Genomic DNA, 20,012 nt, shown 5'->3' with positions numbered 1-20,012 from the left:
TTCGCAGCCGAACGCAGCCTCGCAGGCTCGGCAGCTGCTACAGAGACGGTGTCGTGCTGATGCTTATGCGGCGCTGGCGGCAAATTTCTCGTAGTAAAAGTTTGTCGGCGCGATGCCTTTTTCACGGATGAACTGGCTGACCGCCTCGACCATCGGCGGCGGGCCGCACAGGTAGACATCGACGTCGCCTTCGTTCAGATGCTGCGGCTCGATGTGCTGGGTCACATAACCCTTGAGCGGATGCTGACTCTCTGGGTTGGCGACGCAGGCACTGAAGCTGAAGTTCGGGATTCGCGCGGCAAAGGCTTCCAGTCGATCCATTTCCACCAGATCGAAATCGTTGGTCACGCCGTAGATCAAATGCAACGGGTGTTCACTGCCCTGCTCGGCAATTTTTTCCAGCATCGCGGTAAACGGTGCCAGCCCCGTACCGCCGGCCAGCAGCAACAACGGACGGCGAATGTCGCGCAGATAGAAACTGCCCAACGGCCCCGCCAGGCTCATGCTGTCGCCGGCTTTGGCCATGCCGGTGAGGAAGCTGCTCATCAAGCCGCCGGGCACGTTGCGGATCAGGAAACTGACCTCGCCGTCGCGCTGCAACGAGCTGAACGAATAGGCGCGGGTCTGCTCGCTGCCGGGAATCCCCAGGTTCACGTATTGCCCCGGCAGGAACGCCAGTTTGCTCAGGGCTTCGCCCTTGATCGACAGCGCGATGGTGCTGTCGGACAACTGGCGCACGGCACTGATGGTCGCGTCGTAACTGGCCTGGCGGGTGCGGCATACCTCGGATGAGGTCGGCACGCGCACTACGCAATCGCTCTGGGCGCGCATCTGGCAGGTCAGGACAAAACCTTGTTCGGCCTCTTCCGCGCTGAGTGCATCTTCGATGTATTCCTCGCCCAAATCATAACGGCCGGCCTCGGCGAAGCATTTGCAGGTACCGCAAGCGCCGTCGCGGCAATCCAGTGGAATATTGATGCCCTGGCGATACGCGGCATCGGCCACGGTTTCGCCGACATTGGCGTCGATGAATCGGGTGACACCGTCTTCGAAATTGAATGCGATGGAATGAGTCATGACCGCTGCCTCACAGGTGGTAGACATCGATGACCTGGCGAACGTAATCGTTCTTCAGGATCACTTTCTTGGCCTTGATCAGCGGGTTTTCACCGCGCACATCGAGGGTGTAGAAACTGCTGCCGAAATAGCTGTCGACGGTCTTGTAGCGAAAGCTCAGGGTGTGCCAGTTGAAACGCACCTTACACATGCCGTCGGCCTGTTCGAGCAGCTCGATGTTGCTGATGTTGTGCGAGGTGCGGGTGTCCGGCATGGTGGCGCTGGAACGCTCGGTCTTGATGCGGAAGACGCGGTCTTCCAGGCCGGTGCGGTTGCCGTACCAGATCAGCGAGATTTCCCGCTGCGGGTCTTCGGTCAGCTCGTCGTTGTCGTCCCAGGACGGCATCCAGAACGTTGCATCCTGGGCGTACAACTCCAGCCATTCGTCCCACTGCCGGTCGTCGAGGTAGCGCGCTTCGCGGTAGAGAAAATCACGCACGGCGTCATAGGTGATGGTCATTGCACGGCCTCCACAGGAATCAGTTCGGACTGCTCGGCGGCCAAGGCCTTGAGCATGGTCTGCTGCCAATACTTGTGTTGCAGCACGAACAGGCCTTCGTCTTCGGTGCGCACACCGCTGAGCAGCGGATGCAGGTCGATTTCCCTGGCCGCCTCATCGGCGCCTTCGATCCAGTGTTCGGCGCCACGGGACATGTCGTTCCAGGCGGTCACGCTGCCCTGATAACTGGTCTGGCAGGAACGAAACTCTTCCAGGTCGTCCGGGGTCGCCATGCCGCTGACGTTGAAGAAGTCTTCGTACTGACGAATCCGGCTCGAACGGGCGTGGTCGCTTTCGCCTTTGGGGGCGATGCAGTAAATGGTGATTTCCGTGCGGTTGACCGAGATCGGCCGGGCGATACGGATCTGCGAACTGAACTGGTCCATCAGGTACACGTTCGGGTACAGGCACAGGTTGCGCGAGTTCTCGATCATCCAGTCGGCGCGGGCCTTGCCGAAGTCCTGGGCCAGTTCATCGCGACGCTCGTACAACGGGCGATCTTCAGGGTTGGCCCAACGGGTCCAGAGCAGCATGTGGCCCTTGTCGAAGGAATAGAAACCACCGCCCTGCTTGGCCCAACTGCCGGCACTCATGGTCGGGTTGCAATCGCCGGCCTCGCGTTGCTTGCGCTGGTTCTGGGTAGCGGCGTAATTCCAGTGCACGGAGCTGACGTGATAGCCGTCGGCACCGTTTTCGGCGGTGAGCTTCCAGTTGCCTTCGTAGATGTAGCTGGAAGAACCACGCAGCACTTCCAGGCCATCGGCGGACTGGTCGACGATCATGTCGATGATCTTTGCCGACTCGCCCAGGTGTTCAACCAGCGGCACGACATCGGCCTTGAGGCTGCCGAACAGGAAACCGCGATATGACTCGAAACGCGCGACTTTGGTCAGGTCGTGGGAGCCTTCGCAGTTGAAGCTCGCCGGGTAGCCCGCTTCGGCCGGATCCTTGACCTTGAGCAGCTTGCCGGAGTTGTTGAAGGTCCAGCCGTGGAATGGGCAGGTGTACGAACTCTTGTTGCCGGATTTGTGCCGGCACAGCGTCGCGCCGCGATGGCTGCAGGCGTTGAGGAACGCATTGAGTTCACCGTCCTTGTTGCGCGCGATGAAGATCGACTGGCGCCCCATGGTGGTGGTGTAGAAATCGTTTTTGTTGGGGATCTGGCTTTCGTGGGCCAGGTACAGCCAGTTGCCTTCGAAGATGTGCTGCATCTCGAGATCGAACAGCCGCGGGTCAGTAAACATTTCGCGCTTACAGCGATAGATACCCTGTTCTTTGTCATCTTCGAGCAGGGAGTGAAGGTATTCGGGTCGCAGGGACATGGCCGCCGCCTCCATTGTTTTTATTCAGGCAGGGCCATGCTAGGACGGGGGGATGGGGTGGACTATCCGCTGGGTGCAGACCTGTATCCGTTTTGTGCAGCAGGATTTTTGATCGTTCCCACGCTCTGCGTGGGAATGCCTCAAGGGACGCTCCGCGTCCGCTTTTGGGACGCAGAGCGTCCCGGGCTGCATTCCCACGCGGGAGCGTGGGAACGATCAGCAGCCATGCTCCCACAGGGATGGGCGGTGTTTGCCAGGTCAGTGGCGGCGTTTGAGGGTGTCCGACGGCAACTCGCCGAACTGCTTGCGGTAGCTGTCGGAAAACCGCCCCAGGTGCAGGAAGCCGTAATCCATCGCCACTTCCGTGACATTGCGCACGTTGCAGGTCGGGTCGCTCAGGCAGGCGTTGATGCGCTCGAGGCGTTTTTGCCGGATGTAGTTTTTCGGCGTGGTGCCGGCGTTGCGTTCGAACAATCCGTACAGCGAGCGCAGGCTCATCCGCGCCTGGCGTGCCAGTTCTTCGCTGTCGATGTCCTGTTTGAGGTGGCCGGCGATGTAGTCGGCAATCACCTCGAACGTGGCCGTCTGTGAGCCGAGACTGATCCGGCTGACGTTGGTCTTCATCAGGCTGAGCATCTTGCTGACGATGATCTGCGCGTAGTGCTCCTGCACCTTGGGAATCTGTTCGGTGGCCTCGGCTTCCTGGCAAATCATCGCCAGCAGACCGACAAAGCCTTCCAGCTCATCGAGCTGGTAACGGTTCTCCAGAAACCGCACGCCCTGCCCCGGGTACCGCCAGCGCTGCTCATCGCATACGGATTCCAGCAACGGGGTGGGGACTTTGAGGATGAATTTTTCGCAATCGTCGGAATACGTCAGGTCCACCGGATCATCGGGATTGATCAGCAACAGCTCGCCGGGCGCGAAGTAGTGTTCCTGGCCATGACCGCGCCACAGGCAGTTGCCGCGCAGCAACACTTGCAGGTGATAGATGCTTTCCAGCGCACCCGACGTGACGCGCACGCTGCCGCCATAGCTGATGCGGCACAGGTCGAGGCTGGCAAACTTGCGGTGATTGAGGCTGGCCAGCGGTCGCCCGGCCCGGGGCATCAGAATGCAATGGTTACCGACATGCTGATTGACGTAGCCCGACACCGCGTAAGGGTCGGCATGGTCGAATACGGTGCTGCGCTGACTCAACAGTTGCGCTTGCATCATCGGGGCACTCTCATTGTTGTTATAGGTTACGTCGGGCCAATCCAGGGCAATGATCGAAACGCCGAAGACCACGAGATAAACGGTCGGTTATCTCGTGGCCCGGTTCCGCTGTTCGAGGATATCAGTCCTCGAGTGCGCGGACCCGCTCGTGGCGTTGCTGCTCGTCGGGTTGCGCGGTGGTCTGCAAGGTGAAATCGAAGTCGATTTCGGCAAAACGACCGCTGACACCATGGGCCGCCGCGCGCTGTGGATCGTCACTGAAGGTGATTTTGGCAATCAGCTCATCGCGAGTGGCATAGGCGAAATCGTCGTGCAGGTACTGATCGCCATCGAGGTTGATCTGGGTGGTCAGGTGACGATGATCCGGCGCGGAAATGAAGAAGTGAATGTGCGCCGGCCGTTGCCCATGACGGCCCAGTTGATCGAGCAGTTGCTGGGTCGGACCGTCCGGCGGGCAGCCATAGCCCGACGGCACGATGCTGCGAAAGCGATAACGACCCTCGGCATCGGTGACGATACGACGACGCAGGTTGAACTCCGATTGAGTGGTATCGAAGTAGGAGTAAGTGCCGCCAGTGTTGGCGTGCCAGACGTCCACCACCGCACCGGCCAACGGTTCGCCGGCGGTGTTCTTGACCTGGCCCTGCATGAACAGCACCACCCCCGGATCGACGCCGTCATCCAGTCGCGCTTCGCCTTCCGACAGCGGCGCACCCGCCACGTACAGCGGGCCTTCGATGGTCCGCGGCGTGCCGCCGGCCTTGCCGGCCTGCTCGTCTTCGGCGTCCATCAGCAGGTCGAGGTAGTGTTCGAGACCGAGCCCGGCCACCACCAACCCGGCCTCTTGACGCGCGCCCAGCACGTTGAGGTAGTTGACGGCTTTCCAGAATTCTTCCGGGGTCACGGCCAGGTCTTCGATGATGTTCACCGAATCGCGCAGAATGCGGTAGACCAGCGCCTTGACCCGCGGGTCGCCGGCCTCGTTATGCAGGCCGCTGGCCTCTTCGAGAAACTTCTGGACACCGGCAGTGTGGGAAATCTTGACGTTCATTTTGGTGGGTTCCTCATCTTGTAATTATTAGCGTAGCGAACTGAACAGGCTGGGTTCAGCGGTCATCCTCGCGAATGGAAGAAGGATGCCGGCACAGCGCCTCGACCTCGATCGCCATGTACGGAAACAACGGCAATTGCATGAGCAGGTCGTGCAGCTCCTGCACGCTGTCGACGTCGAAAACGCTGTAATTGGCATAGTGTCCGGCGATGCGCCACAGGTGACGCCACTTGCCTTGCTCTTGCAGGCGCAGGGCCAGGGCCTTTTCGTCAGCCTTCAGCTTCGCGGCTGCTTCGGGATTCATATCGACCGGCAGGTTCACGGTCATTTTTACGTGGAACAGCATGATGCTCTCCTCAGGCTTGATGAATGGCAGTAGACGTTTTGTCTCGGCGGAAGAACGCCAGACGTTCTTCATCGAGGTTCAGGCCCAACCCCGGCGTTTTCGGCACGTGCAGCTCGAAATCGCGATAAACCAGCGGCTCGCTGAGAATGTCTTCAGTCAGCAGCAGCGGACCGAACAGCTCGGTGTCCCACGCCAGTTTGTTCAGCGTGACAAAAGCATGGGCCGAGGCCAGGGTGCCGACGCCGCCTTCGAGCATGGTGCCGCCATACAGACCGATACCGGCCGCTTCGGCGATGGCCGCAGTTCGCAGCACGGCGCGCGGGCCGCCGTTCTTGGCGATTTTCAGGGCGAACACCGAGGCCGCGCCTTCACGGGCCAGGTTGAAGGCGTCTTCCACGCACTCGATGGATTCGTCGGCCATGATCGGCGCCGGGCTCATGGCATTCAGGCGCGCCATGCCGGAGCGGTTATTGCGCGAGATCGGCTGTTCGATCAAGTCGATGCCGTTGGTTCCCAGGATCCGGCAGGCGCGCAGCGCGACCGCTTCGTCCCAGGCCTGATTGACATCGACCCGCACGCTGGCGCGGTCGCCCAAGGCTTTCTTGATTGCAATGACGTGAGCCAGGTCGCGGTTGACTTCGCCGGCACCGATTTTCAGTTTGAAAATCCGATGGCGTCGCAGGTCGAGCATTTTCTCCGCTTCGGCGATGTCCCTGCCGGTGTCCCCACTGGCCAGGGTCCACGCCACTGGCAGGGCATCGCGAACGCGGCCGCCCAGCAACTCGCTGACCGGCAGCCCAAGGCGTTTGCCCTGAGCGTCGAGCAAGGCGGTTTCGATACCTGATTTAGCGAACGTGTTGCCACGGATGCTGCGCTCCAGACGCAACATCGCAGCATTCACGTTGGCGCTGTCCTGGCTCAGCAACAGCGGCGCGAAATGTTTGTCGATGTTGGTCTTGATGCTCTCAGGGCTTTCGTTGCCGTAGGCCAGGCCACCGATGGTGGTGGATTCGCCAATGCCTTCAATGCCGTCGGCGCAACGCACGCGAATGATCACCAGGGTCTGGTTCTGCATGGTGTGCATCGCCAGCTTGTGCGGGCGGATGGTCGGCAGATCGACGATGATCGTCTCGATCGATTCAATGGCTGTTGCAAGCATGTCGATACCTGTCAGGTTCTTAAAGTTCTGGAACCGATTCTGGTACGGCTTTTTTCGGGAAGCCAATATAGAATTGGTCTGACTTGATACCTTTAAGGTATGCAACCGACTTGCGACTGGAGGCCCCATGGAACTGCGTCACCTGCGGTATTTTCAGGTGTTGGCTCAAACCCTCAATTTCACCCGTGCCGCCGAACTGCTGCACATCGCCCAGCCGCCACTGAGCCGGCAGATGCAGCAATTGGAGGATGAACTGGGCGTGTTGTTGCTGGAACGCGGGCGGCCGCTGAAGCTGACCGATGCCGGGCGGTTTTTCCATGAGCACTCCACCGCCCTGCTCGAGCAACTGAGCAAGGTATGCGACAACACGCGGCGGATCGGTCTGGGCGAAAAGACCTGGCTGGGCATCGGTTTTGCACCGTCGACGCTCTACGGAGTGCTGCCGGAACTGATTCGCCGTTTGCGCAGCGGCGAGCCCCTGGAGCTTGAACTGGGGCTCTCGGAAATGACCACGCTGCAGCAAGTGCAGGCGCTCAAGGCCGGGCGCATCGACATTGGTTTCGGCCGAATCCGCATCGATGATCCGGCGATCATCCAGACGGTTTTGACTGAAGATCGACTGGTCGCCGCCCTGCCCGCCGGGCACCCCTTACTGGCCGGGCCGATCAGCCTTCGCGAATTGGCGAAAGAACCTTTTGTGCTGTACCCCGGCAATCCGCGCCCGAGCTACGCCGACCATGTGATCGCGTTGTTCGAATCCTATGGCGTGAGCATTCATGTGGCGCAATGGACCAACGAGCTGCAAACAGCCATCGGTCTGGTGGGAGCGGGAATCGGTGTCACCCTGGTGCCGGCCTCGGTGCAATTGCTGCACCGCGACGACATCGGTTTCACGCCGTTGCTGGAAGACAACGCGACCTCACCGATCATTCTCAGCAGGCGCGTGGGCGACGTATCGCCGGGGTTGAATCATTGCTTGCAGATGATCGATGAACTGCAACCGCGGGCCTGATCCGCGATGCGATCCGCTTCAGCCGGCGAAGGCCCGGCGACCGGCGCGCATCTCGATGCGCAACTCGCCAATCAGATTGGCGATAGCGCGAACGCTGGTCAGTCGTTCGGGCGATACACCGGTAATCAACAGAGCAATGCGCCCGGTGGCGGGTTCATAGACTTTGATCCGTAACGTTCCGTCGGGATTCACTGTGCAGGCGCAGGAAAGCGGTTGAAAACCGGACTCGACAATGCGGCAAAGCTCAGGAACTGAAACCATGACTGGCGCCTCCGTGGCAGGTTAATCGGATCCAACTTGCTCAGCATAGATGGGCTTTCCCCATCCTGCGCCCGCCAATGCTCAAAATAAGTGTTAGCTGTTTCTCATTTTGGCGACCTTTCAGTGAGAATCCGCACCCCAGATCCAATTCCAGAGCCCGGGTAATTTGACCGGCTCTGAACTGTCGCGAACCGTACGCGCCATGGCGGCCCGTTGCAGCGCAGCCGTGTCGTCGTAAAACGGCTTTTCTGCGGTTTTCACACCGGTAGCCCGTGCGCTGTCGAGGAGGATTTGCAGGTACTCGCGAGTATGCCGGGCGGTGTAGCGATTGAGGTCGTGGAAGGTCACCACCACCGGAATCACCCCGTCCACCACCGGTAATTCGCCAAGGGCGATGCGTTCGCGCACTTCGGACATTGTGCGCAAGAAGTGGGCCCGCCGCTGGGGGCTGGCGTTGAAGCCCCAGATCTTGCCGTCATTGGCGCTCAGGTCGGTCAGCAATAGGTGCATGCCGTGCTGCTGATAGGCGGCGAAAACCCGGTTGTCATAGCTCCAGAATGGTGGGCGCACCAGGGTCGGCGGCGCGCCGGTGATCGCGGCGATGTCTGCGGCGCCTTTGCTCAGTGACTGCTCCAGTTCTTCCGGGCTCAGGGATCTGTGATTGGTGTGCGAGCGGGTCGCCGAGTGGAAGCCCAGAATCTGCCCGTCTGCGTGTTCACGGCGCATGACCTCGCGTCCGATTTCGCTGTTGCCGGCACGTGGCGCACCGGTCTGCACGAAGAACACCGCTTTAAGGTTCGGTTGCACCGGGTTGGTGGCCAGACTGTCGAGCACCGTCATCGTCGGATTCCAGAAACTTGAGGCGCTGGGACCGTCGTCGAAGGTCAGCAGAAAACGGATCGGCGGTTGCGCGCTCAGGCGCTGTTCGGTCTGCGACGTCATTTCAATGGGAGAAGCGATGCACCCCACCAGCCCAGTGGCGATGATGAGTGCAGATAGAACCTTGAACAGCTGTTTCATGTTTTGCCCATTTATCCTTCGTCGTCCGCAGGTCGCTGCGGGCCGAGGTTGGATAAGGGTACACAGTGTTTGGTTCCAGTGCGCATCCTGTGGGAGCGAGCCTGCTCGCGAAAGACGTGAACGATAACGTGTGCTGTCTGAATGAATGCGGTGTCCGGACGTTTTTCGCGAGCAGGCTCCCACACAGGTACCGCGTCAGGCTTTGGCTTTTGATCTTGATCTGCTTGCCCCTTTCCCAGAGGCCGAACGCAGGTATTGCGCAGTCAAGGCTTCAACGGCCATTCCTGATCGCGATCCGACAGTTCTTTCCCATCGTCGGGATGCTTCCAGTCCGGCGTCGAACGCCGCTGCCGCTCAATCTCCTCTTCCGTGGGTTCGTCATCCACCTCTTCATCCGGGTCCGGACGCTTGGGATCATTAGCCATGCTCACCTCTCTTCCTGTAGGGGTCCCTTTTAAGCGTAGAACAGTTTCGACAGGGACGACTTAGAACCACCAACGCAGCAAAAAGAAGAACCCCATGCTCAACAACATGCTGAGCAAGGTATTGCGGGTGTAAAGCACCAACCCCACCGCCACCAGCGAACTGAGCAGGTACGGGTTATCCCATTGCAGATTCAGCTGCTTGTCCGGCATGAACACGATCGGCCCGCAGATCGCCGTCAGCATGCCCGGCACCGCAAAACCCAGGAATTGCCGCGCATTGCTGCTCAAGCGCACGGGCAGCCGCGGCTCCAGAAACACATAGCGATTGAGGAACACCAATAGCCCCATGCCGAAAATCACCGCCCAGACCATCATGTGCGTCCACCGTAGAATTTGTTGCAGATAAAGCCCGCGATCATGCCCGCCAACCCCGACAGCACCAGCGCCGAGCCCCATTGCCAATAACTGAACAGCACCGAGCAAAACAACGACACCGCCACGCACACCACGGTCGGCACGTTCCGCACCACGGGGGTGATCAGGGCGATAAAGGTCGCGGCAATGGAGAAGTCCAGTCCCAGGTGTTCCAGCCCCGGAATGCTGCTGCCGAGCACGATGCCGGCCAGGGTGAAGAGGTTCCAGGCGATGTAGAACGTCAGGCCGACACCCAACGCGTACCAGCGGTTGAACTGTTGTTTGTCATGCGCACTGGTCAGGGCGAACAGCTCATCAGTGAGCAAAAAACCCAGCCCCACACGCCAGCGTCCAGGCAACGGCGAAATCACCGAACGCATGCTCATCCCGTAGAGCAAATGCTGGGAGGTCAGCAGCAGCGTGGTCAGCAGAATCGAAAAGATCCCGGCACCGCCCTTGAGCATGCCGATCGCCACCAGTTGCGCCGCCCCGGCAAACACGATGCTCGACAGCCCCTGGCCTTGCAGGGGCGTGAGGTTGGCCTCGATGGCCATGGAGCCGGCCAGCAAGCCCCAGGGCGCGGTGGCCAGGGACAACGGCATGATCGCCGCGGCGCCGCGAAGAAAGGCGCTGCGCGGCATGAGTGAATTGGACATAACGCTCTACAACCAGGGAAAGACCCCAGACTGTGCCAGCAGTCGCGGCCGCTGGCTTGAACGATCTTGCGCACTTGGTACGCGAACTTGTTCCATTCATCGGCTACACGCTTGATTCACTCCAGTAGTAGCAACATGATGGCGCAGTTTTTTCATCTTTGAGATCCGGCCCCCTCATGAGCTCAATCGAAACCGACAGCGACGTCTACAAAACCCTGCTTGAGTCGACCAAAGCAATACCATGGCGGATCGACTGGAAGACCATGACTTTCAGCTACATCGGTCCGCAGATCGAGCGTCTGCTGGGCTGGAAACAGGACAGTTGGGTGGGGGTCAATGACTGGGTCGAACGCATGCACCCGGATGATCGCGACTACGTGGTGGAGTTCTGCGTATCGCAATCGCGGGCGGGTGTGGATCACGAGGCAGACTATCGGGCGCTGACCCGCGACGGTGACTATGTGTGGATCCGCGATGTGGTGCACGTGGTGCGCAAGGACGGTGAAGTGGAAGCGCTGGTGGGTTTCATGTTCGACATCAGTGAGCGCAAGAAAACCGAAGAGCACTTGAGCCGCCTGCAAAAGCAACTCGAAGAATATTCCTTCCAGGACGGGCTGACCGGCATCGCCAACCGGCGCATGTTCGACACCGTGCTGGAGCGCGAATGGAGCAGCGCTCAACGCACGGGATCAGCGCTGTCACTGCTGATCCTGGATATCGATTACTTCAAACAGTTCAACGACCATTACGGGCACATCAAGGGTGACGAATGCTTGCGGCGCGTCGCTCAGACCTTGTCCCTGGCGGCCAATCGGCCACGGGATTTCATCGCGCGGATCGGCGGTGAAGAGTTCGTCTGGCTGCTGCCGGAAACCGACGCCGAATCCGCCAGGCTGGTGGCAAATAAATGCCTGCTTCTGATTCGCCAGCAGCACATTCCCCATGAGTTTTCTGCGGTATCGAAGCGGCTGAGCCTGAGCCTGGGTGTCGGCACCACCACCGCAACGCCGCACGCGACGGCGCTGGAATTCGTCGAGCAGGTCGACAAGTTGCTCTACAGGGCCAAGCACAACGGCAGGATGCGTGCGGAGTTCGTTGATTTTCGCGATTGACGAAAGGCGTGCTCGCAGCGCCGAACAGCAGCAATCGATAGAGCATCAGCGACCCGCCCGAGTACCATGGAGCCATTCGCATAACGCACCAGGGAGTCGACATGCTTTACCGAATCGCCGCCGACGGGCTGGTCCTGTTCCACCTGTTGTTCATTCTGTTCGTGCTGTTCGGCGGGCTGTTGGTGCTCAAATGGCGCCCCCTGGCCTGGTGGCACCTGCCCGCGGCTGTGTGGGGCGTGTCGGTGGAAGTCTTCCACTTGCCCTGCCCGCTGACGCAGTGGGAAAACCTCATGCGCGACGCAGCCGGGCAAACCGGTTATGGCGGCGGTTTCATCGAACATTACGTGTGGCCGGTCATTTACCCGGCGGGCCTGACGCCGGCGATCCAGCTGGGATTGGGCAGCGTCGTGCTGGTGATCAACGTGCTGGTCTATCTTCGGTTGATCAAGCGGTGGAAGTTGCGTCGCGCAGCCTGAAACCGATTCGGATCATGTTATCGATTGAAGGTCGCACCTGGCTGGAAGCCATCCGGGCCGTTGGCAGCCTTGTTTGAATTCAATTGGCAATGACGCTCATGTTCCGACCGCTGGCCTTGGCCACGTACAGCGCCTTGTCGGCAGCCCCCACCAGGTCGCTGGGCTGGGCTTGTGACGCCGGATTGTAAGCGGCGACCCCCAGGCTGACCGTCACCGTGCCTTCAACCCCTTCACTGTGCCGGATGCCGGCCAGATGAACCGCGCGGCGGATTTTTTCCGCCACCAGAAACGCTCCCACATAGTCCGTCCCGGGCAGTACCACCGCAAATTCTTCACCGCCATAGCGAGCAGCCAGATCGCCGGGGCGCTTGATGTTGTCCCTGATGATCGTGCTGATGTTGCGTAAACACTCATCACCGGCCACATGGCCGTAAAGATCATTGAAGCTCTTGAAGTGATCGACATCGATCATCAGCAGCGCGAGATGGGTCTGGTTGCGTCTGGCGCGGCCCATTTCGGCGAGGATGAACAGATCGAACTGACGCCGGTTGGACAGCCCGGTCAGTGCGTCCTCCAGCGCCAGCAACTCAAGACTGCGGTTGACCTCGATGAGTTTTTCCTGCGCGTCCAGCAATACGCCCTGCACGTGATTCTGCTGCCTCATGAGGCGAATCAGGCGATAACCGAGGACCCCGAGAAACCCCAGGAATAACGAGACGATCCCGGCACTCAGCAGTACCTCCTTGCGCCAGGCGGCCAGGACTTCATCTTTATTCAGCGCCGCATAGATGATCAGCGGATAACCGTCGACCCTGCGAAAACCGACCACCCGCTCGACGCCATCCACATAGGACGGGACCATCGCCGTGCCTGAATTGCCCTTGGGCAACAGTTGCGTAAACAGCGGTCCCTTGGCGACGCTGATGCCGATTTCAGTTTCTTTGAACGGCCGGCGAACGACGATACTGGCGTCATCGGCGATCAGATTGATCACGCCGTTTTGCCCCATGTCGATACTGTCGTAGAGCCCGAGGAAATGACTGAGATAAATCGTTGCCAGCGCCACGCCGGCAAACCGGCCATCCGGATGATTGACGCGACGGGACACTGTCATGATCCATTCACCGCTCGAACGGCTCTTGATCGAGGGACCGATGTGAGGGCCACGGTCGGGATGATTGCGGTGGAAGGTGAAATACTCACGATCGGCGTTGTTGGCACCGGGCATGACGGCACCGTTGGAGTTGGCAATCCAGCGCCCGTCTTCGCCGTAGACAAACAAGCCATGGAGCTGGCTCAACTCACTGCGCTGGGCCTTGAGCAAACGCTCCAGTCGGGGTACCCGAGCCTGGTCGATGCCATCGTTTTCAAGGCGATCCACCAGGGTCAACAGCAACATATCGGCTTGCTTGATCGACGCTTGCGCTTGCGAGGCCAAAGTCTGGGCAAGGTTGGACATCGCCACTTCTTTGTCGTGCAGATGGTACTGGCGCGAGTTCCAGGCTTCCCAAATCACGATAGCCGCCATGGACAGGCACACCGCGACCAGCAGAATCACCGCAGAGCGAACCTTGAGTGTGACCCCGGCTTGCTCGGCGACCCGAGGCACACCATGGCGGGATTGTTCAATTCGATTGTTGACGGACGGATGACCCATGACGTTCCCTGAAATATTGATCACAGGGCGAATCTTCCCGTTCGCCCTTTTTACGACCCCTGATGGGTATGAGCTGCCTGGTGCCAGGCAACTATGCTTCATCAAACACCCGAAAGCTGATTTGCGCGAGAACTAATCTCACCTACGGCTCGCCAAGCCTGCGGCTCAGCAGTTCAGCGGTTGTCGACGAATCAGGGTTTATCCCGAGGCGTCTGCTTCACGGCCTCGATCCAGGCCGGATTCAATCGCGTTTGATCAGTCTCGATGCCTAGCGCTTCCATCCGTGCCTTGTGCTGATCCATCTCGCGGGTCAATTGGCTGTGATCACTGGAGTTGCCGTCCAGCTCGTGCATCTGACTCAATCCCAGATGGTAGAAACGCAGCAGCTTCATGGCCGTAGGATCTTCCTTCTCCACCGCCGCCGTCACCTGATGCATGACGTTGGTGATGCTCATCAGGCTGCGCTTGAGCTGCCAGCCATAAACCGCCGGGGCCATCCATGGCTGGGTCCAGAAGGTGCCGCGCATCAGGGCGGCCATCAGCAGCACCGACACAAACACGCCGCCGACGTTAAATCGCAGATTGTCGCCACCGGGTTCGCCGAACAGCGCCACCGCCGTGGTGGACAACACCATCGCCAGGGCCAGGAAAATCAAGGCTATGATTATCGTGCTGCGTCGCGTCTGGCTTCGATAGCGTTCGGGGTTCTGCGGCTGGATTTCGAACATCGCGACGGGGTTCCTTGAGGGCGTGGGTAAAAAGGCTGCGGCGCATTATCGCCTCTGCAGGGGATTTAGCTATGCTGGGGCTCCTTTTCATCTTTTCATCGTCAAACGGGGAAATGGCGATACAGCGCAGTTCGTGCCATCTTCTTTCATGGATACATACTATTCGGATGCCGGTTATCTGTATGAATGGCATCGTTTTAAGGATCATTGAATGACCCAACGACAAGTAATCAACGCCTCGGTCAGCCCCAAAGGCAGCCTGGAAACCCTTTCTCAACGTGAAGTACAGCAACTGAGCGAAGCCGGATCCGGCAGCACCTACACCTTATTCCGCCAGTGCGCCCTGGCCATCCTCAATACCGGCGCCCATGTCGATAACGCCAAAACCATCCTCGAGGCCTACAAGGACTTCGAAATCCGCATTCACCAGCAGGACCGCGGCGTACGCCTCGAACTGCTGAACGCCCCGGCCGACGCCTTCGTCGATGGCGAAATGATTGCCAGCACCCGGGAAATGCTCTTCAGCGCCCTGCGCGACATTGTCTACACCGAAAACGAACTCGACGCCCAACGCATCGACCTGAGCACCTCCCAGGGCATCAGCGACTACGTGTTCCACCTGCTGCGCAACGCCCGCACCCTGCGGCCGGGTGTCGAGCCGAAGATCGTGGTGTGCTGGGGCGGCCACTCGATCAACACCGAAGAATACAAATACACCAAGAAAGTCGGCCACGAACTGGGCCTGCGCAGCCTCGACATCTGCACCGGTTGCGGCCCTGGCGTGATGAAAGGCCCGATGAAAGGCGCGACCATCGCCCACGCCAAACAGCGAATCCACGGCGGCCGCTACCTCGGCCTGACCGAGCCGGGCATCATCGCCGCCGAAGCGCCCAACCCGATCGTCAACGAACTGGTGATCCTGCCGGACATCGAAAAACGCCTGGAAGCCTTCGTTCGCGTCGGCCACGGCATCATCATTTTCCCGGGCGGCGCCGGCACGGCCGAAGAGTTCCTGTACTTGCTCGGCATCCTGATGCACCCGGACAACGCCGGCCTGCCCTTCCCCGTGGTCCTCACTGGTCCGAAACATGCTGCGCCGTATCTGGAGCAACTGGATGCGTTTGTCGGCGCCACCCTGGGTGAAGCCGCCAAGCAACACTACGAGATCATCATCGACGACCCGGCTGAAGTCGCACGTCAAATGACTCAAGGCCTGAAAGCGGTCAAACAGTTCCGTCGCGAGCGCAATGACGCGTTCCATTTCAACTGGCTGCTGAAGATCGACGAAGGCTTCCAGCGCCCGTTCGATCCAACCCACGAAAACATGGCCAACCTGAAACTGAGCCGCAACCTGCCGGCCCACGAACTGGCCGCCAACCTGCGCCGCGCGTTCTCCGGCATCGTCGCCGGCAACGTAAAGGACAAGGGCATCCGCCTGATCGAAGAACACGGGCCGTACCAGATCCGTGGCGATGTGGCTGTCATGCAACCGCTGGATCAGCTGCTCAAGGCCTTCGTCGCCCAGCACCGGATGAAGCTGCCAGGTGGCGCGGCGTATGTGCCGTGTTATCAAGTGGTTGCGTAACTCGGCTAAAGATCGTTCCCACGCTCCCCCGTGGGAACAATCAGCAACCTTGAGCTGTAACGTCTATGGAAAGAGAGTTTTTTGATGCGCCAACGCAACTCTGCACGACTCCTCGTGATCAACCCCGCCCGCCAGGTCTTGCTGTTTCGCTTCCAGCACAAGGGCGATGCGCTGGACGGATGTGACCATTGGGCTACGCCGGGTGGCGGTCTTGAGGAAGGTGAAACCTTTGAAGCCGCCGCCATACGCGAATTGCACGAAGAAACCGGACTGCACATCGACGCGGTGGGCACTAGCGTGGCAGAGCGCAGCTTTCCGATGATGTTGCCCAGCGGCGAAACCGTCTTGTCCGTGGAACGCTATTTTTTCGTCCGCGCCGACGGTGAGCGGCTGACGCGTGATGGCTGGACTGCCGATGAAGCCCGGGTGATGACTGAACACAAATGGTGGTCCGTCGCCGAGCTGCAAGAGACCGCTGAAACAGTCTGGCCAGAAAACCTGATCCAAATGATGGAGCAGGCCTGACCAGTGCCTGACGAATAACAAAAATCGAGTAAAGATCGTTCCCACGCTCCCGCGTGGGAATGCCTCAACGGACGCTCTGCGTTCGGCTGTCGAGGGACGCAGAGCGTCCCGGGCTGCATTCCTTTGCTGCGCGTGGGAACGATCTCGCGGCACTCATCTCAGAGGTGATCCGCATCGATCACTGCCTTGGCAAAGGCTTGCGGATCTTCCTGCGGCAAGTTGTGGCCGATACCACCGTTGATGAGTCGGTATTCATATTTGCCGGTGAAACGCTTGGCATAATCCTCGGCTGCCGGATGTGGCGCCCCGTTGGCGTCACCTTCCATAGTGATGGTCGGCACCGTAATCACCGGCGCCTTGGCCAGCCGCTGCTCCAGCGCTTCATATTGAGGTTCGCCCTGAATCATGCCCAACCGCCAGCGATAGTTGAAGATCGTAATAGCCACATGATCGGGGTTGTCCAGGGCCACCGCGCTGCGGTCGAAAGTCGCGTCGTCGAACGTCCACTTCGGGGAGGCCAGCTCCCAGATCAACCTGGCGAAGTCGTGGCGATTTTTTTCGTAACCGGCCTGGCCGCGTTCGGTCGCGAAGTAGAACTGGTACCACCATTGCAGCTCGGCCTTGGGCGGCAACGGATTCTTGCCGGCCGCCTGATTGCCGATGAGGTAGCCGCTCACCGAGACCAACGCATCCACCCGCTCCGGCCAGAGCGCCGAAACGATGTTCGCCGAGCGCGCGCCCCAGTCGTAGCCACCGAGCACCGCCTTGTTGATCTTGAGCGCATCCATAAAGTCGATGACGTCACTGGCCAACGCGGCGGGCTGGCCGTTGCGAACAGTCTTGTCGGACAGGAAATGCGTGTCGCCGTAGCCGCGTGCATACGGGATCAACACCCGGTAGCCTTTGGCCGCCAACAAGGGCGCCACTTCGCTGTAGCTGTGAATGTCGTAAGGCCAACCGTGCAGAAGAATCACCACCGGACCATCGGCGGGGCCGACTTCGGCGTAAGCCACATTCAGCAATCCGGCGTTGACATGCTTCAGCGGGCCAAACGAATCCGCCTTGAGGGTGCCAGCGCTGGCCAACACTGGCTCTGGCGTTGCGGCCTGCGCATGGGCAGCACCAAAGGCACCTGCCTGCATCAGCGCGAAAGCGAGGACCGACGGGGCAAAGAAACGACGACGCGAGTCGTTTTTTTTGCTCAACACATTCATCTTCATGGTGGTTTCCCTGGAAGTCATTGACCTGCTGTTCTGGACGATGTGAGTCAGCCAATACGGGCTGATGAGCAGACTGCGCGGTCATCGTCTTTGACAGCGATCAGCGTAGAAGAAAGATCAGCCGCCCTGATTGCCGCACTCTGCGAATTTGCTGTAATCGAGGGCTTTCTGCATACCGCTGGAATCGAGATAGGTCAGGCGGGCATCGACAATGCCGCAATTGCCATCGCCGTTATCGACGACGGAAATCACTTTCTTGATATCCAGGTGGGTGCCGTGAGAAGTTTCTTGCGACGGCGCTTGAACATCGGCCTGGGCCGAAAACGCTGCAACGTTCAGGACTGCAAAGAAGCTGGCGGCAATCAGTGCGTTCCAGTTCATGGTGATTTCCTCTGGGTGGCAATGGGCAGTGGTTGTGAGGCAAGTCATCTTGTCTCGATGGAACCCATTTAATCGGCCCGAGGTATCTGCCATGTGTCGTAGAACCGGAATTAATAAGGCGTAAGGTGTCTCCGGGGGCATCAGATACAGTGCGATACAAAACCAACAACAAGAGGCTGAGCGATGGAACATGTGGACCACATCCTGATCGTCGACGACGACCGGGAAATTCGCGAGCTGGTCGGCAATTACCTGAAAAAGAACGGGCTGCGCACCACGGTGATTGCCGATGGCCGGCAGATGCGCAGCTTTCTGGAAACCAATCAGGTGGACCTGATCGTGCTGGACATCATGATGCCCGGCGATGACGGCCTGCTGCTGTGCCGCGAATTGCGCTCGGGCAAACACAAAGCCACGCCGATCCTGATGCTCACCGCACGCGACGACGAAACCGATCGCATCCTCGGCCTGGAAATGGGCGCCGACGACTACCTGACCAAACCCTTCGCCGCCCGTGAACTGCTGGCGCGGATCAACGCCGTGTTGCGCCGTACCCGGATGCTGCCGCCCAACCTGCTGATCACCGAGACTGGCCGGTTGCTGGGCTTCGGCCGCTGGCGCCTGGACACCACCGCCCGGCACTTGCTCGACGAAGACGACACGATGGTGGCCCTCAGTGGCGCCGAATACCGTCTGCTGCGGGTGTTCCTCGATCACCCGCAACGGGTGCTCAGCCGTGACCAGTTGCTCAACCTGACCCAGGGTCGCGACGCCGACCTGTTCGACCGCTCGATCGATTTGCTGGTGAGCCGTCTGCGCCAGCGACTGATGGATGACTCACGGGACTCGACCTACATCAAAACCGTGCGCAGCGAAGGCTACGTGTTCTCCTACCCGGTGGAATTGCTGGGCGCAGAATCATGAAGCTCTCCCCCAAGCAAACCTGAGGAGACTTTTTCATAGGGCTTTGTATCCGTCTGTATAAGAACCCGCGACAGATACGCAGACACCGACTTCGGCGTGTTCGAGCACACATCACCGATACACCCGAGCGTTTAACTGTGATCACCGGATAGCAACAGCTACCGACCCACTCAAACTAAACGCACGGAGAATTACCCATGTTCAACTTCTCGAAAGTCTCGTCCCTGGCACTCGGTCTGGCCCTGGTTAGTGGTCTCGGTCTGTCGAGCCTGGCTTCGGCCACCACTGGCAATGCCGCGTCCCCTGGCCAGGTTAAACAACTGTTGGTTGAAGGCGGTTCCGATCGTCTGATCGAGAATCGTGTGGCCGAAGGCGGTGCCGACCGTTTGCAAGAGCTGCGCGAACGTGTGGCGCTAATCAGCCCGAACAACGCCGTACTCAGCGGTGTGGTCGTCGCGGAAAACCGCGCCGAGTTCGGCTCGAAATATCAACGATATTGATTGCCAGGGCTTTTGGCTGAGCTTGGCGATCCCCATGATCATTCCCGCGCTTTGCGTGGGAATGCGTTCAGACAATGAATCATCGCTCTCGATAACAACTATGCGTCAGAGTGTTTTTTCATCGCGCAGCTCCAGCACTAGAGTGGCCCCCATCTTCTCCCCACACTCTGGAGCAACTTCATGAAAAGCATCATCAGTCTTGGTTTCGCCCTTTCGGTTCTTGGCGCCACCTCCGCCATCGCCGCCCCACACGCCACCCCGCAGGTCGTTGCAGCGGCCAAAGTCAGCCAACCGGCCACACTGAACGTGAACGCCGTCGGTGTTGATCACAAAGACAGCCAGGCGAGCACACTCTATGTCGCTGAAAACCGCCCTGAATTCGGTTCGAAGTATCAGCGTTATTGA

At 59.6% G+C, this 20,012-nt stretch carries 24 protein-coding genes; 8 read left to right on the top strand and 16 right to left on the bottom strand.

The genetic code is table 11. From position 1 onward, the window contains the following. Positions 1–63: 63 nt before the first annotated feature. From benC to BLW70_RS16690, 7 genes are all read right to left on the bottom strand, one after another. On the bottom strand, positions 64–1,077 hold the full coding sequence (benC, locus tag BLW70_RS16720) for a benzoate 1,2-dioxygenase electron transfer component BenC (RefSeq protein ID WP_074875709.1): 1,014 nt from the start codon (positions 1,075–1,077) through the stop codon (positions 64–66). A 10-nt stretch (positions 1,078–1,087) separates the two neighbouring features. Then, a complete protein-coding gene (gene benB, locus BLW70_RS16715) occupies positions 1,088–1,576 on the bottom strand; it encodes a benzoate 1,2-dioxygenase small subunit (RefSeq protein ID WP_074875707.1) in 489 nt (162 codons plus the stop codon). Continuing rightward, the gene (gene benA / locus BLW70_RS16710) at positions 1,573–2,937 is read right to left on the bottom strand and encodes a benzoate 1,2-dioxygenase large subunit (protein ID WP_074875705.1); all 1,365 of its coding nucleotides are present in this window, start codon (positions 2,935–2,937) and stop codon (positions 1,573–1,575) included. Before benA ends, benB begins: the two co-directional genes overlap by 4 nt. 258 nt (positions 2,938–3,195) lie before the next feature. Next, positions 3,196–4,155 carry an AraC family transcriptional regulator gene (locus BLW70_RS16705; RefSeq protein WP_056740468.1) on the bottom strand — a complete coding sequence of 320 codons (960 nt, stop codon included), beginning with the start codon at positions 4,153–4,155 and terminating at the stop codon, positions 3,196–3,198. 121 nt (positions 4,156–4,276) lie between these two features. Continuing rightward, positions 4,277–5,206 (bottom strand): catechol 1,2-dioxygenase, encoded by a 930-nt coding sequence (catA, locus tag BLW70_RS16700; RefSeq protein WP_074875703.1) that lies wholly within the window; start codon positions 5,204–5,206, stop codon positions 4,277–4,279. A gap of 55 nt (positions 5,207–5,261) precedes the next feature. Further along, complete coding sequence (gene catC / locus BLW70_RS16695) at positions 5,262–5,552, bottom strand: muconolactone Delta-isomerase (RefSeq protein ID WP_074875701.1); 291 nt, start codon at positions 5,550–5,552, stop codon at positions 5,262–5,264. 10 nt (positions 5,553–5,562) lie between these two features. After that, positions 5,563–6,711: a muconate cycloisomerase family protein gene (locus BLW70_RS16690; RefSeq protein WP_074875699.1), complete on the bottom strand. Its 1,149-nt coding sequence runs from the start codon at positions 6,709–6,711 to the stop codon at positions 5,563–5,565. A 127-nt stretch (positions 6,712–6,838) separates the two neighbouring features. Here BLW70_RS16690 and BLW70_RS16685 point away from each other — a divergent pair, with 127 nt between their 5' ends. Then, positions 6,839–7,723 carry a LysR family transcriptional regulator gene (locus tag BLW70_RS16685; protein WP_008154539.1) on the top strand — a complete coding sequence of 295 codons (885 nt, stop codon included), beginning with the start codon at positions 6,839–6,841 and terminating at the stop codon, positions 7,721–7,723. An 18-nt stretch (positions 7,724–7,741) separates the two neighbouring features. Here the strand turns inward: BLW70_RS16685 and BLW70_RS16680 are convergent, their stop codons facing one another. The 5 genes from BLW70_RS16680 to BLW70_RS16665 all read right to left on the bottom strand — a co-directional run bounded on the left by BLW70_RS16680 (position 7,742) and on the right by BLW70_RS16665 (position 10,499). Beyond that, positions 7,742–7,984: a DUF1652 domain-containing protein gene (locus tag BLW70_RS16680; RefSeq protein WP_074875697.1), complete on the bottom strand. Its 243-nt coding sequence runs from the start codon at positions 7,982–7,984 to the stop codon at positions 7,742–7,744. Positions 7,985–8,104: 120 nt separating this feature from the next. Further along, the gene (locus BLW70_RS16675; protein ID WP_074875696.1) at positions 8,105–9,004 is read right to left on the bottom strand and encodes a polysaccharide deacetylase family protein; all 900 of its coding nucleotides are present in this window, start codon (positions 9,002–9,004) and stop codon (positions 8,105–8,107) included. Positions 9,005–9,267: 263 nt separating this feature from the next. Next, entirely contained in the window at positions 9,268–9,429 is a 162-nt protein-coding gene (locus BLW70_RS30830) for a hypothetical protein (RefSeq protein WP_162842857.1), read from the bottom strand. A gap of 60 nt (positions 9,430–9,489) precedes the next feature. After that, entirely contained in the window at positions 9,490–9,801 is a 312-nt protein-coding gene (locus tag BLW70_RS16670; RefSeq protein WP_162842873.1) for an AzlD domain-containing protein, read from the bottom strand. Continuing rightward, a complete protein-coding gene (locus BLW70_RS16665) occupies positions 9,801–10,499 on the bottom strand; it encodes an AzlC family ABC transporter permease (protein ID WP_074875691.1) in 699 nt (232 codons plus the stop codon). The genes BLW70_RS16670 and BLW70_RS16665 overlap by 1 nt, the downstream gene beginning before the upstream one ends. A gap of 176 nt (positions 10,500–10,675) precedes the next feature. On the opposite strand from BLW70_RS16665, the gene BLW70_RS16660 reads away from it, so the two are divergent. Next, positions 10,676–11,611: a sensor domain-containing diguanylate cyclase gene (locus BLW70_RS16660; RefSeq protein ID WP_074875689.1), complete on the top strand. Its 936-nt coding sequence runs from the start codon at positions 10,676–10,678 to the stop codon at positions 11,609–11,611. Positions 11,612–11,712: 101 nt separating this feature from the next. Further along, positions 11,713–12,087 (top strand): DUF2784 domain-containing protein, encoded by a 375-nt coding sequence (locus BLW70_RS16655; protein ID WP_074875687.1) that lies wholly within the window; start codon positions 11,713–11,715, stop codon positions 12,085–12,087. A gap of 79 nt (positions 12,088–12,166) precedes the next feature. Here BLW70_RS16655 and BLW70_RS16650 read toward each other — a convergent pair whose 3' ends face one another. Both BLW70_RS16650 and BLW70_RS16645 read right to left on the bottom strand, forming a co-directional pair. Continuing rightward, the gene (locus BLW70_RS16650) at positions 12,167–13,744 is read right to left on the bottom strand and encodes a sensor domain-containing diguanylate cyclase (protein ID WP_074875685.1); all 1,578 of its coding nucleotides are present in this window, start codon (positions 13,742–13,744) and stop codon (positions 12,167–12,169) included. A gap of 191 nt (positions 13,745–13,935) precedes the next feature. Beyond that, positions 13,936–14,472: a DUF3087 domain-containing protein gene (locus tag BLW70_RS16645; protein WP_074875683.1), complete on the bottom strand. Its 537-nt coding sequence runs from the start codon at positions 14,470–14,472 to the stop codon at positions 13,936–13,938. 211 nt (positions 14,473–14,683) lie between these two features. Between BLW70_RS16645 and ppnN the strand changes: the two genes are divergently transcribed. Both ppnN and BLW70_RS16635 read left to right on the top strand, forming a co-directional pair. Beyond that, complete coding sequence (gene ppnN / locus BLW70_RS16640) at positions 14,684–16,057, top strand: nucleotide 5'-monophosphate nucleosidase PpnN (RefSeq protein ID WP_056744871.1); 1,374 nt, start codon at positions 14,684–14,686, stop codon at positions 16,055–16,057. A gap of 84 nt (positions 16,058–16,141) precedes the next feature. Then, positions 16,142–16,582: an NUDIX hydrolase gene (locus BLW70_RS16635; protein WP_074875681.1), complete on the top strand. Its 441-nt coding sequence runs from the start codon at positions 16,142–16,144 to the stop codon at positions 16,580–16,582. Between the two features lie 158 nt (positions 16,583–16,740). On the opposite strand, the gene BLW70_RS16630 is transcribed toward BLW70_RS16635, so the two are convergent. Continuing rightward, positions 16,741–17,802 (bottom strand): alpha/beta fold hydrolase, encoded by a 1,062-nt coding sequence (locus tag BLW70_RS16630; protein ID WP_074875679.1) that lies wholly within the window; start codon positions 17,800–17,802, stop codon positions 16,741–16,743. Between the two features lie 117 nt (positions 17,803–17,919). Beyond that, positions 17,920–18,183 carry a DUF2790 domain-containing protein gene (locus BLW70_RS16625; RefSeq protein WP_074875677.1) on the bottom strand — a complete coding sequence of 88 codons (264 nt, stop codon included), beginning with the start codon at positions 18,181–18,183 and terminating at the stop codon, positions 17,920–17,922. Positions 18,184–18,366: 183 nt separating this feature from the next. Here BLW70_RS16625 and BLW70_RS16620 point away from each other — a divergent pair, with 183 nt between their 5' ends. The 3 genes from BLW70_RS16620 to BLW70_RS16610 all read left to right on the top strand — a co-directional run bounded on the left by BLW70_RS16620 (position 18,367) and on the right by BLW70_RS16610 (position 20,012). Next, complete coding sequence (locus BLW70_RS16620) at positions 18,367–19,107, top strand: response regulator (RefSeq protein ID WP_074875675.1); 741 nt, start codon at positions 18,367–18,369, stop codon at positions 19,105–19,107. 197 nt (positions 19,108–19,304) lie between these two features. After that, positions 19,305–19,607 carry a phage infection protein gene (locus BLW70_RS16615; RefSeq protein WP_074875673.1) on the top strand — a complete coding sequence of 101 codons (303 nt, stop codon included), beginning with the start codon at positions 19,305–19,307 and terminating at the stop codon, positions 19,605–19,607. Positions 19,608–19,787: 180 nt separating this feature from the next. Beyond that, positions 19,788–20,012: a hypothetical protein gene (locus tag BLW70_RS16610; RefSeq protein WP_074875671.1), complete on the top strand. Its 225-nt coding sequence runs from the start codon at positions 19,788–19,790 to the stop codon at positions 20,010–20,012.

The sequence above is a fragment of the Pseudomonas frederiksbergensis genome, from assembly GCF_900105495.1.
In the GTDB taxonomy this organism is placed as follows: Bacteria; Pseudomonadota; Gammaproteobacteria; order Pseudomonadales; family Pseudomonadaceae; genus Aquipseudomonas; species Aquipseudomonas frederiksbergensis.
This window is presented reverse-complemented; position numbering and strand designations above follow the sequence as displayed.

Coding starts and splice junctions, on each gene's coding strand:
- BLW70_RS16665 (WP_074875691.1), bottom strand. CDS start 10,499: ATGTCCAATTCACTCATGCCGCGCAGCGCCTTTCTTCGCGGCGCCGCG.
- catA (WP_074875703.1), bottom strand. CDS start 5,206: ATGAACGTCAAGATTTCCCACACTGCCGGTGTCCAGAAGTTTCTCGAA.
- benC (WP_074875709.1), bottom strand. CDS start 1,077: ATGACTCATTCCATCGCATTCAATTTCGAAGACGGTGTCACCCGATTC.
- BLW70_RS16635 (WP_074875681.1), top strand. CDS start 16,142: ATGCGCCAACGCAACTCTGCACGACTCCTCGTGATCAACCCCGCCCGC.
- BLW70_RS16645 (WP_074875683.1), bottom strand. CDS start 14,472: ATGTTCGAAATCCAGCCGCAGAACCCCGAACGCTATCGAAGCCAGACG.
- BLW70_RS16685 (WP_008154539.1), top strand. CDS start 6,839: ATGGAACTGCGTCACCTGCGGTATTTTCAGGTGTTGGCTCAAACCCTC.
- ppnN (WP_056744871.1), top strand. CDS start 14,684: ATGACCCAACGACAAGTAATCAACGCCTCGGTCAGCCCCAAAGGCAGC.
- BLW70_RS16625 (WP_074875677.1), bottom strand. CDS start 18,183: ATGAACTGGAACGCACTGATTGCCGCCAGCTTCTTTGCAGTCCTGAAC.
- benB (WP_074875707.1), bottom strand. CDS start 1,576: ATGACCATCACCTATGACGCCGTGCGTGATTTTCTCTACCGCGAAGCG.
- catC (WP_074875701.1), bottom strand. CDS start 5,552: ATGCTGTTCCACGTAAAAATGACCGTGAACCTGCCGGTCGATATGAAT.
- BLW70_RS16615 (WP_074875673.1), top strand. CDS start 19,305: ATGTTCAACTTCTCGAAAGTCTCGTCCCTGGCACTCGGTCTGGCCCTG.
- BLW70_RS16705 (WP_056740468.1), bottom strand. CDS start 4,155: ATGATGCAAGCGCAACTGTTGAGTCAGCGCAGCACCGTATTCGACCAT.
- BLW70_RS16610 (WP_074875671.1), top strand. CDS start 19,788: ATGAAAAGCATCATCAGTCTTGGTTTCGCCCTTTCGGTTCTTGGCGCC.
- BLW70_RS16620 (WP_074875675.1), top strand. CDS start 18,367: ATGGAACATGTGGACCACATCCTGATCGTCGACGACGACCGGGAAATT.
- BLW70_RS16650 (WP_074875685.1), bottom strand. CDS start 13,744: ATGGGTCATCCGTCCGTCAACAATCGAATTGAACAATCCCGCCATGGT.
- BLW70_RS30830 (WP_162842857.1), bottom strand. CDS start 9,429: ATGGCTAATGATCCCAAGCGTCCGGACCCGGATGAAGAGGTGGATGAC.
- benA (WP_074875705.1), bottom strand. CDS start 2,937: ATGTCCCTGCGACCCGAATACCTTCACTCCCTGCTCGAAGATGACAAA.
- BLW70_RS16670 (WP_162842873.1), bottom strand. CDS start 9,801: ATGGTCTGGGCGGTGATTTTCGGCATGGGGCTATTGGTGTTCCTCAAT.
- BLW70_RS16675 (WP_074875696.1), bottom strand. CDS start 9,004: ATGAAACAGCTGTTCAAGGTTCTATCTGCACTCATCATCGCCACTGGG.
- BLW70_RS16660 (WP_074875689.1), top strand. CDS start 10,676: ATGAGCTCAATCGAAACCGACAGCGACGTCTACAAAACCCTGCTTGAG.
- BLW70_RS16690 (WP_074875699.1), bottom strand. CDS start 6,711: ATGCTTGCAACAGCCATTGAATCGATCGAGACGATCATCGTCGATCTG.
- BLW70_RS16655 (WP_074875687.1), top strand. CDS start 11,713: ATGCTTTACCGAATCGCCGCCGACGGGCTGGTCCTGTTCCACCTGTTG.
- BLW70_RS16630 (WP_074875679.1), bottom strand. CDS start 17,802: ATGAAGATGAATGTGTTGAGCAAAAAAAACGACTCGCGTCGTCGTTTC.
- BLW70_RS16680 (WP_074875697.1), bottom strand. CDS start 7,984: ATGGTTTCAGTTCCTGAGCTTTGCCGCATTGTCGAGTCCGGTTTTCAA.